The organism is Streptomyces canus, assembly GCF_030816965.1.
Lineage (GTDB): Bacteria > Actinomycetota > Actinomycetes > Streptomycetales > Streptomycetaceae > Streptomyces > Streptomyces canus_E.
In genome coordinates this window covers 93,840-106,592 of record NZ_JAUSYQ010000001.1, presented here as the reverse complement: position 1 = coordinate 106,592, position 12,753 = coordinate 93,840, and the positions used below count along the sequence as shown (strand labels likewise).

Here is a 12,753-nt window from a genome sequence, read left to right as displayed (position 1 = left end):
GGGCGTCGACCTGGACCGCCTGCCACCGCAGGACCTCGAGGCAGAGCAGTCAGTGCTGGGCGGCATGGTGCTGTCGAAGGACGTCATCGGAGAGGTATCAGTAGTAGCGCACCTGATCGGCTTCGCCAGCCGACGCCATGGGACGATCTTCGCCGAGATGAGCAGGCAGAGGGGCGGAGATGCAGTACATCGTGCACGAGGACCCGGTCGGGCGGGCCGAGAGCAACTACATCGCCCAGGCCGATCTGACCCCCTTCGGCCTCGACGGGCAGATCGAGCAGCTGTGGCTCCAGCCCGAAGAGCACGGCACATACGCGGTGGCCTGTATCCCCTTCATGACCTACGGCCTTGCTCTCGGAGACCGGGTCCGTCTGTCACCGGAAGCTTGCGTGGTCGAAGTTGCCCAGGTGAGCGGACACCGCGTCCTGCGCACACTGCTCAGACCGAGCACAGACGCTGCGCGACTTGGCCGCAGCATCAGCCTCATCAAAAACTCGATCAAGGAATCCGGGCTGCTCAGCGAATGGCACGGGGAGCACTTCGTCGCCATCGACGTGCCTCCCGGCACCGACATGAGCCCGTTGTTCGCCCTGCTGCAACGGGAAGTCGACGAGGCCGGCGCCTTCTGGGAATGGGCCGACGCCATGCCGTTCTCACCCACGCGGAGCTGACCGCGCTGCGGCTGGTTCCCGCCGGCCCTGTTTCGGAGTCTCTCCCGACTGTCAGTGCCGTGTCCTACCGTGGATTTGACGGCATTTCAGGCTGAAGGGCGGGTAGTGGGTGGCCAACATCGTCTGGCACAAGAACTGCGTATGCATCTTGATCTGAATCTCGATGACCTCGGCCATGAGGAGCATCCGGATCTGTGGGACATGGTCTACCGCATGGACAAGATGTACGCCGACCGCAATGTCCCAGTCGGTGAGCGGGACCTGCTGTGCGGGGGAGTGTGCCAGGACGCCGGTGTGCAAGCCCCGATGTACCTGCGGTTGCGGGCCAACGGCCGCCGCGAAGCCGTCCATGAGCGGCGCGAAGACGAAGATCGCCACATCGTCCCGGTCAGTGACACGCACAAGGCCTACCAGGAGCGCATTCTGCGGGCCGCGCAGCGTCCGCTCCCGCGCCACCAAGGCACAGAAGAACGGCATCACGCCCGCCTGGCACACCGACCGCAGCGACTACGCCCACCGCCACGACACCCACGGGATCTGCTCGACTGCACCTGGTGGTCGGCCTGCCGCTGCGGCCGGACTCCCGGGGCAGAACACCTAGCCCGCCCAGGCGGCGGCGAGGTGGGCGTCCACGGCGACGACACCGTCGACGCCCTGGCAGAGGCCCACGACCACCGGAACGAGTCGCGGTTCCGGGACGTGCCCCCGAAGGGTGACGACCCCGTCCCGGACCTCGACCGCGACGGTGCCCTCGTCCAGGCCGAGGATGCGCCCGAGGACGTCCTGCTCGACCTCGCCGCGGATCTCGACGTCGGAGCGGATGAAGGCGTCGAGCAGGTCACTGCGGGTGACGATGCCGGTGAGGAGCCCGTCGTCGCCGACCACCGGCAGCTGCTTAACGTGCCGCTTACGGAGTTCCCGTGCGGCCCGGGGGATCGTCCAGTCGGCGCGGGCGGTGAAGACGGGGCTGCTCATGAGCGCGCCCGCGGTCCGGGCCCGGGCCTTGCCCCAGGCACGTTCGTCGTTCCCGTCCTGACTTTGCGGCTCGGGCATGCCGGTCTCGTGCCGCAGCACGTCGGACGCGGACACGACACCGACGGGAGCGCCGTCGTCGTCGACGACCGGGGCCGCGACGATGTCGTTCGCGTCCAGCAGGGCGGCGACCTCCTGGAACGGTGTGCTGGGGCGGAGGGTGACGACATCCTCGGTCATCACGTCACCGACCGTGCGGCGGTACAGCATGGCATCGGCCTCCTCCGCTGTGCGACGGGGCGGCCGCGCCCCTGCCGGCTCGTCCACGCCGTCTTCTCTACCCATGACAGCACCGCGCCGCTCCGGCGGCCAGTGACGTTCGGCCTGGCGGGGAGGGCCGGCGGTCCCACGGCCAGGAGTGCGACCGAGTGCGCGGTAGATGCTGGCGACGCCGGCGCCTGGCCCTTGCGCTTGTCGATGGGGATGATCAGGTCACCCTCTGACCGCTCACTCAGCGTCATTGAGCTGCGGGCTTCAGCCGCGCCTACGCGACACCTCGACATGCGAGCTCACCAGTCCCGGATCTCTACAGGCGCTCGCCGGTCAGCGGGCAGGCTACCGGCCTCGGCGCAGGCCGCGATGGCACGCGCTCGACCTTCGGTGAGAAGAAGCCTCTCCGCCCAACCTTTGGTGAGAACGCTCAGCCTTCGCTGCGAAGGGAGACCGGCCGGTGTCGACCGCCGGCCCGCGGTGCTGTTCGGACCAGGGGCTACCGACGGAATTTGCCGGCCTGCGGAAACGTGGCTCGTGTTGTGTGGATCTCCCGTGCTGAGGTGTGAGGGTTCCCGGTGAACTTCCGTATGCCGGTGTCGTACGGCCTTAACGGTGGTTGGGCATGTCTGGTGTGAGATTCCGCCGCTTGGGTGTGAGTGCTGGGTGACTCGCCGCAGAACGGTCCAACGTTCGCGTCGAAAAGACAGGCCTTCCTATGCTTCGCGCCATCACTGTGAAGCGCTGCCGCCTTGGCCCGCCTTGGCGTGTGTCGCATGGGTACGGAGGTCCCGTTGCGGAAAAGACGAATCACACCTGCCATCGCGGGCTGGTGGCTTCGGGTCGGAATCACCCTGCTCGGAGTAGTCATTGCGGCCGGGCTGTCGACATCGATGGCTGTGTCATCGCCCACGCCACCAGTTCCCGGCCAGACGGGACTGTTTGTCCACGTCTCCAAGAATCGCTCGGACAACGTCTCCAACAATCGCTCGGACAGCGTGTCGAGTGCCAGAACCGGGCTATCGGGACCGACGGCTGTGCCGTCACCCGCGCCAGACCTTCGTCCACAGCCATGACGCCGTCGCGCCCGAGTTCCAGCGCGATGGCGCCCCCGGTGCCGTAGCCGACGGCGGCGATCCGGTCGGGGTCGGTCCGCGGTTGGGCCGGGGTCGGATCGGAAGACCCGATCATGCTGCCCGTGCAACGGAACGCGTTCACGGCCAGGTGCAGGCCGCGGGCGTCGACTGGCGCCTCGCGGTCTACGGCGGCGCCTTGCACGCCTTCCACCACCCGCCGGTCGACCACCCCGTGGTCCCCGGCGTCGGCTACCACCCACGGCACGCGGTGACGGGGCCCGCGCCCCTCTCCTCTGACCCACTCTGAAGCTACCGCTGGGTTGCCGGTCCGCTGATGTCCGAGCCCAGACTCTCGGGCTGTGACCGGGTGTCGCGGGAGGGGACAGCTTGCCGGACGACGAGGGCGGCGATGAGGCACACGGCTCCGGCGACTGCCAGTCCGGATGAGGTGCCGAGAGCCGCCATCAGTCCGGTGGCAGCCGCCAGCGTGAAGGTTTCCAGGCTCATCCGCGTGGTGCTGAACAGTGCGGCGCCGGCCCCTCCGCGCTCGGAGGGCACGTAGCGGAGTGCTTGCCCGTCCGGGACGCCTTCGGTCAGTCCAAGGCACAGCCCGATCACCGCGGCTGCGAGGAGAAGGGCCGCAGGGTGGTTGGTCGCCTGGAGGATGACCGCTGTGACGGCGCAGGTGAACAGCGCGGTTGTCACCAGCGGCCGTGCCCATCGGCGCGCGATCCGTGCGGCAAGAAGCGGAAGGAGCGTCGATGGCACGGTCAGCAGGCTGAGCATCACCGCTGCCCCGCCTGCGCCCATGCCCTGGGCGGAGCCAAGCTGAGGGAGCACGGCCAAACCCACCACGAGCATTCCCATGAAAGCGCCCGTCGCCAGCGCGTACGCCCGGTAGGCGGGGATCTGCAACAGGTCCACGGGTATCGCGGGATCGGATGCACGCCGTTCTACGCGGACGAGTCCGATGGCGCTGGCTGCCGCGACGAGGACGAGTGCGACCGGCACCCACCACGGGACGCCGGCCCCGAAGCCCAGACCGAGTGCGGTCACTGCGGCGGCCACGGTCACCCCAAAGAGAACAGCGCCGGCACGGTCGAAGTTCTCGGACACTGCGGAGCTGCGAAGGCCCGGAAGCGTGAGCGTGGCCAAGGCAGCGACTGTGGCGACGGCCCCCGGTGCGACGAAGACGAGGGGCCAGCCCCCGGCGGCCATGAGGGCCTGGGCAACCAACGGTCCCAATGCCAGACTGCTGCCCAGCACGGCGCCCGCGTAGCCGTACACCCGACGCCGCTCCTCCGGCGGGTACACGGCCAAGAGCATCGACGATCCGCCGGCGGCGCACATGGCCGCTCCGATGCCGGCGACGGTGCGAAGGGCCACCAGAGTCAAAAGGTCTGGAGCGAGGGCGGACAAGAACCCGGTGCCTGCGACAACGATGTTGCCGATGGCGAAGAACCGGGTGCGGGCGCTGCGGTCCGCTGTCGCTCCCGCCAGCAGCAGAGCAGCGGCGAAGAGCCCGTTGTAGGCGAGGACGATCCACGGACCCAGGGCATCCGCCCCCGGCAGTTGGGCGGTCACCTCGGGGACGACAGCCGTCGATCCGGTGATGGCGAGGGGGAACACGGCTGTGGAGATGAGGTCAGCGACAAGGACACGCCGACGTTGACGAGCAGACAAGGCAAACATGGGGTGCGCTCCGGAACTGGGAAATCCGAGCGCCACAAAGACGCTCCTGGCCAGGGGTCAGGAGCGACGGCGAGAACTGGGGTTTTGCGCCGTCGCTCTCAGCGACGGCGCACCTTGTCTGTTTTCGGCACGAACACACGCTAGCAGCAGCCTCGGGCGAGCAAGGCACCCACTTAAGAGTCCGGGCGTCGCGGGCCAGAGGCTCAGAAACGGTTAACGGTCAGTCCCCAACCCCGTCCACAAGGTCGCCTGGCACATCGCCTACCAGCGTTCGGGGTCGTCGCGGGCAAGATTCAGTACAAGCACATGAAGGTCGCGATGTTCGAGGGATAGGCCGGCAGCTCAGCCTCCGGCTTCCGCAAGGAGGTCGGGAACGAACAACAGATGGCCCGACTGGAGCACTTCCTCGACCAGTACGAGGACTTCAAGGCCGGAGTGCGGATGCCACCCCGGCTGGCCACGGAGTTCGCCCGCGTCCGTGACGAACTCGGCGACTTCCCCGGCCGCATCGTGGATGCCGCACGGCTGCGGAGCATGCTCGCCAACCCGGCCCGCACCTACTGTCCGGGCGTCCTCAACGACTGTTGCTTCGAGGCATCCACCGCCCTCTGTCTCTCGCGCCGCCCGGCCGCCGGCCCGGACACGGAGCCGGTGATGAAGCATTGCCGGCCCGCGAAGTGCCCGAACTGCGGCAGAGTGGCCTGCGGGTTCCGGACCTCCAACTGGTCTCTCCCGTTCGAGCTCCGCTTTAGACTCAGATGCTGCCTGGCGGAGGGGCCCCACTCGATGCAGGCAGGGCGGGGTTGCGGCTAAGCCAGGGTGCCGCCCGCGTTTCGGATCATCTGCTGGAGCACTTTCAGTGTGGTGACGTAGCCGGCGTCATCAAGCCCTGGTGGATGCGCGCCCGGATGGCCGGGGCGTGCTGCTTGAGACCGACACGAGCCTCCTCGCCCGACTCGGTGATCCACAGTCGTCCCCCGGCACCGCGGGTGAGCCAACCGCGCTCCAGCAGGACTTCCACCTCTGCCTTCAGGTCGTCTTCGGGCCTGATGTAAGAGGTCATGGCCTGCTGGAGTTCAGGGATGGTCATGCCGCGGCCGTCGGGTGGGATGTCCCTTCGTCGCCGCTGCGGACCATGTCGTACGGGCCTGATGTCATCGATCTTTTGAGAGGTCGGATTTGACGTAGAGGCGGCAAGCCACACGGACCACTGACTTCGTTCGCATCGGTGACTGCCACGACCGACAGATCGTGACGGTTACTGGTACCCCTTGTGACGGCGCCCGGATCGGGTCACCGAGTAGCCGCGGCCACCATGCAGCGCGTGCCCCCGCCAGCGTGCACGGGTCCGGTTCTCGATGAATCGGGGTCGTCGGGTGCTGTTCAACCCGGAGTACGCGAAGGAGAGGGGCTCGGATCCATGGGCGGTCAGATAGATCAGCGGATGGTGCTGCTTTTGCTCGTCGGCAGCGGGGTCACGTATGCCGCCTACGAGCATCCGCCGTTCGGCGCCGCTCTCGTGATCGGTGCCGCGGTGGTGACGCTGCTCCATCTCCTGATGAAGGACCACTGACCAGGGCTGGCATTGTCCTGTCCCCAGTTATGTGTGGGTAGTGCGAGGCTGTGACCTGGGGTGCTTCGACTTGTCTGGGACACGCTGGCCAGGGTTGTCCCACTTATGTGTGGGCACTTCGGTGTGTGGCATGTGCTGGAGAGTCGGCTTCAGCGGCTCCGTAGTCGACGCAGTCAGGCGGTCTGCGGCGGTTCCCAGACTGAGCAGTCGTGGGCGAAGAGCACACGTCGTGGGTCGAAGTCGGCGAGTCGCTCCAGCCAGTGCTGATAAGGAGGAAGCGGCTGCTCCACGCCCTGGAGTGCCGCGTGACGGGCCAGTTGGTCGGACGCGAAATGGGAAGCGAAGTCGTGTGCCTGGCCGGCGAGGACTACTGTGCCGTCGCCTTGCCGGAGAACCAGCGACTGGTGCCCTTGGGTGTGCCCAGGCGTCGGCATGATCCAGACTCCCGGCCAGACTTCGGTTTCGCCGGCGACTTCCTCGTAGGTTGCGCCGGGGAAGTCGATCAGTTCATCGAAGGTGTAGTTGCCCTGACGAGCAGTGGCCAGTTCGACGTCCTGAACCAGGATGGGCTTGTCACCCAGGAGGGGATTTCCGCCGCAGTGGTCGAAGTGCAGGTGGCAGTTCACGACCATGGAGATGTCATCAAGGGCGACTCCGGATGCTGACAGGGCGTCCTGCAACGCTCGCCGTCGGGGTCGGTAGTGTGCTTCGGTTTCGGGGTCCGCGCCGCCGATGCCGGTATCGAAGAGGATCAATCCCTGGTCGTGTTGCACCAGGTAGGCAAGGACAGGTTCAACTCGTGGTTGTGGGCCGCCCGTCTCCGATGCAGGCCGGATGAAGTACCCGAGATCGAGTCGACGCACCGCCATGTTCTTCCCCATGCGGCCATCCTGGCAGGCCGCCGTATGACATCCAGCGAGTCTGCCGACAGCAGAAGCGCTTATGGATCTTCTGCGGGTCGTGTGGCGGGCAGGAGAGTTTCGACCTTTCTGGCCGTGGCCTCGATGGTGGTGCTGAGCCATGTGCGGCTGGTGCCTCGCAGGGGTGCCTGCAGCGGGAAGCGGCGGTGGAATTCGGCAATAGCCCGGGTGACGACGAGAAGGTCGTCGCTGAGGACCGATCGCCTCCAATGACCTGATGCGAACAGGCTGATCAGCGTGATGTGTTCGGGGTATCCAGCGGCTTCCAGCCATGGGGCCTTTTTGTCCGGTTCGACGGTGGGTGCCTTGACCACGACCAGGTCGTTGAGGAGTTCGGCGCGGTGGGTGAGCCGGTAGTGGCGGTGGGCCAGACCGCTCCAGAGCTTGCCGGTGGCGACGTAGCACGCGTCGATGAGGGTCGGGCCGTATCGCTGTCGGAGTCGCCAGTAGTGGCGTTGAGCGCGAATGACGTCGGGGGTTCGGGACAGGTCAAGCTGTTGTTCAGGGGCGAGGACGTTCTTGCCAATCCAGAGGTTGTGGCGGATGCAGACTTCGTTGTGGATGGAGGCCCAGACCTGGGCGGGCAGCGTCGAACGGGTGCGTGTGACGACGCAACGGCGGCAAGCCCAGCGAAGCGTGCGGTCGGGGGCCGGGATGTGGATTTCCGTCGTCAGTGAGGCGTCGTCCGTGCGGAGGTCGGGGATCGCTCCGGCCAGGGTCATCCGAGACTGGCCGCTGAGAACGCAGAGAGTGTCGAGGCTGGTGAGACGGGAGTCCAACCAGCGTGAGGGAGAGCGCAGGCGGGCCAGGGGGACGTGGTTCGCCAGGGCCAGGCCGTCGAACCGGACCAGGTCACCCGCTCGCAGCAGCCGCGGACGCGACGGCATCCCCGCCCCCTTCCCGCACCATGCCGAGCCGGACCTGCGAGTCCGCCGAGAACAACCCGGCCTCCAGATCCACGGCCAGGACCCGGCGCCAGAGCAGGTGGAACAGCACCGGCAGCACCGCGATCTGATCACCCACCCGTCGGGTACCGGTCAGCAACCCGGCGCCGTCGGTGAACACGTCCACCAGGCGGGCAGCGACCTCCGGGCGGTGCACTCGCGGATGCCGGTAGCCGGCCAGCCACCGCACGTTCGCCATCAGCACCGCCTCCGGCGTGCCCACCCGTTGGAAGTCCCAGCCCACCGCTCGGCAAGTCGCCGCCGTCACGGCGAACTTCGTCGCGTCATCCGGCTCGATCCGCTCGTCCGGACGCACGTCCACCACCCGGCCCGTGCCGTCGGCGCGGCGTACGAAGAAGTCCGGCGTATGCCGCACCCGCTTCCCATCCGTACTGGTCCACGACAGCCGGAACGGCTGCGAAGCCATGCCCGTCACCAGCGGATCGAAGTCGAGCAGCATCAGACGGTCGCGCTCCAGCCACGACTCATAGCCCACATGCCCGCCGCAGGTCGCCGACCAGTACCAGCCGCACCAGTTGCCCTGGCCCCGGAAAGCCGGGAACCGGCGCTCGGGCCGTACCGACTCGAACCGCACCGGCCACAACCGGCTCAAAGGCCCCCGCTCGCGGACCCCGGCCGTGCTGACGTACTCCAGCTCGATGTCCTCCGCCGACACCTCATCCGCATCCATCCCGGGCCTCCGGTACAACGTCGACCAGCCACTTCGACCGTAGAAGCGAGGCAATCGCCGTACCTACACAAGACCGGAACTCTTCAGAACTTGCCTACACATGACCGGGACCCAGCCGCACATGCCTACAGAAGAGCGGGACTGCCTACACATCGCAGAGACAGGACAGGCATCAATGCCCTGATCAAACATCTGTGGCACATGCTCAAGATTCGCTGTCACAGGACACCTGCGCAGCTCCGCGACGCCATCCACACCCTCCGAAATTAATCCGGGTAGGTTAAATAAGCGGGTTAAACAGTAGGATAAACAATGCTAGTGTCCGGGGTGGAGGTAGACCGATAATGGCATCCGAGGAAGAGCTGTTCGCGAACATCGACGCATTGCTGGAGGAGGAGCCGCAGCTCCCGCCCCCGGCGGAGCGCGCCCGACTGCGTGAGGCCGCCGGCATCACGCAGGCCCGCCTCGCGGCCGCGTTGAAGACGTCGACGCAGACGGTGAAGAACTACGAGAACGGCCGCTCCGAGCCGAAGTCACCGCGCCTGGAGGCGTACCAGCGGCTGCTGAACGGATGGGCGGCGAAGTATCCCGCCCTCGGAGTTCCAGCCGTCGCGCCCGCCCCGGCTCCCGCGTTCCGGCCCGAGCCGGTTCCGCAGACGTTCACCGGCCCTGCCACGCCCTCGGTCCCCGAAGCGGAGACCGTCGCGCCGGTGAAGGCTCCCGCCGCCCCGGCCGCACCGGAGCGCCCCGCTGCCCGCCCGGCGGTGTCGTCGCACCGCCCGGCCGGGAAGAAGGCCGCGAAGCCCGCCGTCGACCCGCGCTTTCCGCACGGCCCGCTCGCGGTGCTGGACGGTGCCGGCTCCGCGTACGGCGTCGACGGCATCGTCCTCGACTGCCCGGCCACCACGATCCCCGAACTGGTGGAGTGGACGCTGCGTGAGTCTGGCCTCGGTGCCGCGAAGCTCAACCGGTACGGCAAGGACTCCGACCCGCTGGTCGTGCTCACCGCAGCGGCCGCCGTGAAGCTCGGTCTGCCCGAGCGCCTGGAGGGCCACGAGCAGCGCCGCTCCCTGCGCCTCCCGGAAGACCACCCGGTGGTCAAGGAGGTCTTGAAGGCGAAGTGGCAGCTCACGCAGCGTGGGTTCGGTCCGTGGGCGCGGATCTACCGCAAGGCGCAGGGCCGTGAGCGGCAGTGCGTGCAGCTGGCGATCCTGTCGTGGGACGCCCTCGATGAGCGGTCCTGGCCCGGCGTCTCCGACATGGAGGCGGCCGACATCGCCCGCGTCCTCGGGGTGTACGCGACCCGGGTCATCACCCCGCGCGGCTCCACGGCCGTCTCCGGGCTGGAGCTGATGACGGCGCTGCGCCCGCCGACCAGGGCCGTGCAGGACCCGCAGACCGGGAACTGGGTGCCCGGCCACAACCCCGGCTCGCTCGGAACGGAGCCGATGGACCCTGCGCCGCCTGAGGCCACCCCGGAACACCCCGTGGTCGTGAACTCCGGCTGGACGGGCGGCTTCCTCAACGAGGAGGCCTACCAGTGGGTGCGGCCGGTGGACCTGCTGACCGCCCAGGAGTGCACCCTGCCCTACGCGGTCGGCCTGGACCTGAACACCGCGTTTCTCGCGGCCGCGGCCCGCCTGGTCGTCGGCCTCTCCGCCCCCGACCACTTCCACGCCCCGACGTTCAACCCGAAGATCTCCGGGAGCTGGCTGGTCGACCTGTCCCACATCGAGCTGGACCCGCGTCTGCCCTCGCCGTTCACGCCGGACGGCAGCCGCCCGACCGGGCCGGCCTGGTATCAGACACACACCGTCGCCTACGCCCAGGAGCTCGGCTTCAACGTCCACCCGATCGAGGCGTACCTGCGCCGCGAGACCGGCGCGTACCTGGACCCGTGGCACGACCGCCTCAAGACCGCATACGTCGACACCCTCGCCGACCTCGGCGTCACCAAGGACCTGGACGACCGCGCGTTCCTCGCCGCGATGGAGCGGCACAAGGACGCCGACCCGGCGATGGCCGCCGTGCTCGCCGCTATCAAGGCGACCGTCAAGGGCGGCGTCGGCAAGCTCCGTGAGCGTCCCCAGGGCCGCCACTACAAGGAAGGCGAGCGGTGGCCGGCCCTTCAGCGGCCGACATGGCGCCCCGACATCCGCGCCGCCGTCATCTCCAAGGCGCGGGTCAACATGCACCGCAAGCTCAACAACATGGTCAAGATGACCGGCCTGTACCCGCTCGCGGTGCTCTCCGACTGCGTCGTCTACCCCTCGCCGGGCGAGAGCCCGCTCGCCTTCCTGCCCTACGCCGCCTCGGGCAAGCCCCAGCCCGGCGGCTTCCGCCTCGGGCCCACGCCGGGCCTGGCGAAGCTGGAAGGCGTGCAGTCGATGGCCTGGGCGGTCGACCTCATGGAGCAGGGACTGAACCCGGCACGGCACATCAAGGGCGGCGACGCCGTCCTGGACGAAGGAGAGTAGGCCGTGGCCGGAGAGATCGACGACGCGATCGAGCGGGCCGACCGGGAAGCGTTCACCCGCCAGCCGCCCAAGACCCTCAAGGGCCAGATCGGCTACCTGATCCGGCAGTTGGGCAGCGCGAAGGCCGTCGCCCAGGAGATCGGGGTCACCGCCGACTCCGTCAACCGCTACCGCCGCGGCGCCCGCAAGCACGCCCGCGCCGACGTCGCTGCGAAGATCGACGACGCGGTACGGCAGCGGTGGCAGCCGCAGGTACGCAAGCGCCGGCAGCAGCAGGCCGCCACCACGGGCGGAATCACCGTGGAGACCCGGGCCCGGTTCGGCTACACCGCGCCCATCGGCACAACCGACGACGGACGCTTCCGGCGACTCACCGTCCACCTCCCCCCGGAGTACGCACAGCGCCTGTTCGACGCCCGTGACACGGGAGCCAGCGACCAGGAGATGCGTGGGATCATCGCCGAAGGATTCAAGGAAATCTATTTTCAGGACGGCGGCGTCCGCGCCATGGGACTGTCGGACGTGGAAATCAACGACATCGACTATCTGGATCTCGACTACTAATTACGGGGCCCTTTATGGCGAGCATCAATTACCCGTTCGAGCCGAAGCACGATAGGTGTCACAAAGGCAGGTTTGTTGTCACCGAGGTGGGCGGCCATCGCCTTTACCGAGAGTCTCCGCCGAACCCGGAGTCGTGCCCCTCGACGGGTCGACGTGTCGGCGCTCCGGAAGCCGTGTGATCGCGGCGCTCACTGCCAACCCGAGCGAGACACCGACAGCGGCGGCGACGCTCTGTGCCCAGGCATCGTCGAGGGAGCCGGGCAGGACGGCGCTGGTGAGCCGGCTGGCGCCCCACAGGACTGCTACCGCGGCCAGTGCGGCCGGCCAGCGGTGCCGTACCCCGCCGATGATGTCGCCGACGATATGGAAGAGGAGCAGCAGCGCCATGAGGTAGCTGCCGCCGAAATCATCGTCCCAGCCGAGCGCGGTGAGCCCGGCCCCGAAGGCAAGCGCGAACAGCCAGAGCCCCACCAGTCGCCGGACGGACGTGGGCGGCTGTCGCCTCGCACCACGCGTGAGCCAAAAGAACCGTGTGATGTGCTGGACGATCGCGTACGTCTGCATGACTCGCGTCCCGATCCCCCCGGGGTAGCCGACTCCTGCCGGCGCTCACTAGTAGGACGCACAGGAACAGGACGCGGTTGTGGTGAAGTGTCGCCGCATGCAATCGCCTCGGGGAGCCGGAGGCTGTCGATCTTCGCTCCTGGTGACAGAAGGGCTGCCGAGTGAGCATGTGTGACAAGCCGCGTGCCTCGCTGGTGACAACCAGGCCGGTTCGACCGCGGTCCTGTACACCGGTTCTTCTGGCTCCCCCGGTGACAACTTCCATGCTTCGGCTCACCGTTCCCGGTCCCGAAGAACGACACCGAACGCGCCGCGAACCGGCAGGCCGCCGACGACTAC

General features: G+C 67.9%; 12 protein-coding genes and 4 pseudogenes. 7 read left to right on the top strand and 9 right to left on the bottom strand.

Annotated features, from left to right (window positions below; all coding sequences use genetic code 11):
- Positions 1 to 64: 64 nt before the first annotated feature.
- Both QF027_RS49410 and QF027_RS00530 read left to right on the top strand, forming a co-directional pair.
- Positions 65 to 109 (top strand): annotated as a pseudogene (locus QF027_RS49410) (hypothetical protein); the annotation flags it as partial.
- 70 nt (positions 110 to 179) lie between these two features.
- A complete protein-coding gene (locus tag QF027_RS00530) occupies positions 180 to 671 on the top strand; it encodes a DUF4265 domain-containing protein (RefSeq protein ID WP_306971904.1) in 492 nt (163 codons plus the stop codon).
- A 51-nt stretch (positions 672 to 722) separates the two neighbouring features.
- Here QF027_RS00530 and QF027_RS00525 read toward each other — a convergent pair whose 3' ends face one another.
- The 3 genes and pseudogenes from QF027_RS00525 to QF027_RS49405 form a co-directional block, all read right to left on the bottom strand.
- Positions 723 to 1,151 (bottom strand): hypothetical protein, encoded by a 429-nt coding sequence (locus QF027_RS00525; protein ID WP_307072062.1) that lies wholly within the window; start codon positions 1,149 to 1,151, stop codon positions 723 to 725.
- A 117-nt stretch (positions 1,152 to 1,268) separates the two neighbouring features.
- Positions 1,269 to 1,988, bottom strand: coding sequence for a CBS domain-containing protein (locus QF027_RS00520; RefSeq protein ID WP_307072061.1), 720 nt, complete (start codon positions 1,986 to 1,988; stop codon positions 1,269 to 1,271).
- A gap of 999 nt (positions 1,989 to 2,987) precedes the next feature.
- Positions 2,988 to 3,080 (bottom strand): annotated as a pseudogene (locus QF027_RS49405) (dienelactone hydrolase family protein); the annotation flags it as partial.
- On the opposite strand from QF027_RS49405, the pseudogene QF027_RS00515 reads away from it, so the two are divergent.
- A pseudogene (locus QF027_RS00515) lies at positions 3,073 to 3,296 on the top strand (hypothetical protein); the annotation flags it as partial. The pseudogenes QF027_RS49405 and QF027_RS00515 sit on opposite strands and share 8 nt — an antisense overlap.
- A gap of 2 nt (positions 3,297 to 3,298) precedes the next feature.
- Here QF027_RS00515 and QF027_RS00510 read toward each other — a convergent pair.
- Positions 3,299 to 4,618: an MFS transporter gene (locus QF027_RS00510; protein ID WP_307072060.1), complete on the bottom strand. Its 1,320-nt coding sequence runs from the start codon at positions 4,616 to 4,618 to the stop codon at positions 3,299 to 3,301.
- A 447-nt stretch (positions 4,619 to 5,065) separates the two neighbouring features.
- On the opposite strand from QF027_RS00510, the gene QF027_RS00505 reads away from it, so the two are divergent.
- Positions 5,066 to 5,494 (top strand): hypothetical protein, encoded by a 429-nt coding sequence (locus QF027_RS00505; protein ID WP_307072059.1) that lies wholly within the window; start codon positions 5,066 to 5,068, stop codon positions 5,492 to 5,494.
- Here the strand turns inward: QF027_RS00505 and QF027_RS00500 are convergent.
- Positions 5,491 to 5,795, bottom strand: a pseudogene (locus tag QF027_RS00500) (MarR family transcriptional regulator); the annotation flags it as partial. The gene QF027_RS00505 and the pseudogene QF027_RS00500 overlap by 4 nt on opposite strands.
- Before the next feature lie 306 nt (positions 5,796 to 6,101).
- On the opposite strand from QF027_RS00500, the gene QF027_RS00495 reads away from it, so the two are divergent.
- Positions 6,102 to 6,254 (top strand): hypothetical protein, encoded by a 153-nt coding sequence (locus tag QF027_RS00495; RefSeq protein ID WP_307072058.1) that lies wholly within the window; start codon positions 6,102 to 6,104, stop codon positions 6,252 to 6,254.
- 173 nt (positions 6,255 to 6,427) lie between these two features.
- Here the strand turns inward: QF027_RS00495 and QF027_RS00490 are convergent, their stop codons facing one another.
- The 3 genes from QF027_RS00490 to QF027_RS00480 all read right to left on the bottom strand — a co-directional run bounded on the left by QF027_RS00490 (position 6,428) and on the right by QF027_RS00480 (position 8,809).
- Positions 6,428 to 7,135 (bottom strand): N-acyl homoserine lactonase family protein, encoded by a 708-nt coding sequence (locus QF027_RS00490; RefSeq protein WP_307072057.1) that lies wholly within the window; start codon positions 7,133 to 7,135, stop codon positions 6,428 to 6,430.
- Between the two features lie 59 nt (positions 7,136 to 7,194).
- A complete protein-coding gene (locus QF027_RS00485; RefSeq protein WP_307072056.1) occupies positions 7,195 to 7,896 on the bottom strand; it encodes a hypothetical protein in 702 nt (233 codons plus the stop codon).
- A gap of 130 nt (positions 7,897 to 8,026) precedes the next feature.
- Positions 8,027 to 8,809, bottom strand: a complete 783-nt coding sequence (locus QF027_RS00480; RefSeq protein WP_307072055.1) for a TnsA-like heteromeric transposase endonuclease subunit — start codon at positions 8,807 to 8,809, stop codon at positions 8,027 to 8,029.
- Positions 8,810 to 9,153: 344 nt separating this feature from the next.
- Between QF027_RS00480 and tap the strand changes: the two genes are divergently transcribed.
- Entirely contained in the window at positions 9,154 to 11,286 is a 2,133-nt protein-coding gene (gene tap / locus QF027_RS00475) for a telomere-associated protein Tap (RefSeq protein WP_307072054.1), read from the top strand.
- A 3-nt stretch (positions 11,287 to 11,289) separates the two neighbouring features.
- Positions 11,290 to 11,850 carry a telomere-protecting terminal protein Tpg gene (gene tpg, locus QF027_RS00470; RefSeq protein WP_307072053.1) on the top strand — a complete coding sequence of 187 codons (561 nt, stop codon included), beginning with the start codon at positions 11,290 to 11,292 and terminating at the stop codon, positions 11,848 to 11,850.
- A gap of 78 nt (positions 11,851 to 11,928) precedes the next feature.
- Here tpg and QF027_RS00465 read toward each other — a convergent pair whose 3' ends face one another.
- The gene (locus QF027_RS00465) at positions 11,929 to 12,414 is read right to left on the bottom strand and encodes a hypothetical protein (protein ID WP_306971918.1); all 486 of its coding nucleotides are present in this window, start codon (positions 12,412 to 12,414) and stop codon (positions 11,929 to 11,931) included.
- Positions 12,415 to 12,753: the final 339 nt, after the last annotated feature.

Excerpts from the sequence above, each read along its gene's own strand:
- QF027_RS00530 (WP_306971904.1), top strand. The coding sequence starts at position 180 with ATGCAGTACATCGTGCACGAGGACCCGGTCGGGCGGGCCGAGAGCAAC.
- QF027_RS00520 (WP_307072061.1), bottom strand. The coding sequence starts at position 1,988 with ATGGGTAGAGAAGACGGCGTGGACGAGCCGGCAGGGGCGCGGCCGCCC.
- QF027_RS00505 (WP_307072059.1), top strand. The coding sequence starts at position 5,066 with ATGGCCCGACTGGAGCACTTCCTCGACCAGTACGAGGACTTCAAGGCC.
- QF027_RS00495 (WP_307072058.1), top strand. The coding sequence starts at position 6,102 with ATGGGCGGTCAGATAGATCAGCGGATGGTGCTGCTTTTGCTCGTCGGC.
- QF027_RS00490 (WP_307072057.1), bottom strand. The coding sequence starts at position 7,135 with ATGGGGAAGAACATGGCGGTGCGTCGACTCGATCTCGGGTACTTCATC.
- QF027_RS00485 (WP_307072056.1), bottom strand. The coding sequence starts at position 7,896 with ATGACCCTGGCCGGAGCGATCCCCGACCTCCGCACGGACGACGCCTCA.
- QF027_RS00480 (WP_307072055.1), bottom strand. The coding sequence starts at position 8,809 with ATGGATGCGGATGAGGTGTCGGCGGAGGACATCGAGCTGGAGTACGTC.
- tap (WP_307072054.1), top strand. The coding sequence starts at position 9,154 with ATGGCATCCGAGGAAGAGCTGTTCGCGAACATCGACGCATTGCTGGAG.
- QF027_RS00465 (WP_306971918.1), bottom strand. The coding sequence starts at position 12,414 with ATGCAGACGTACGCGATCGTCCAGCACATCACACGGTTCTTTTGGCTC.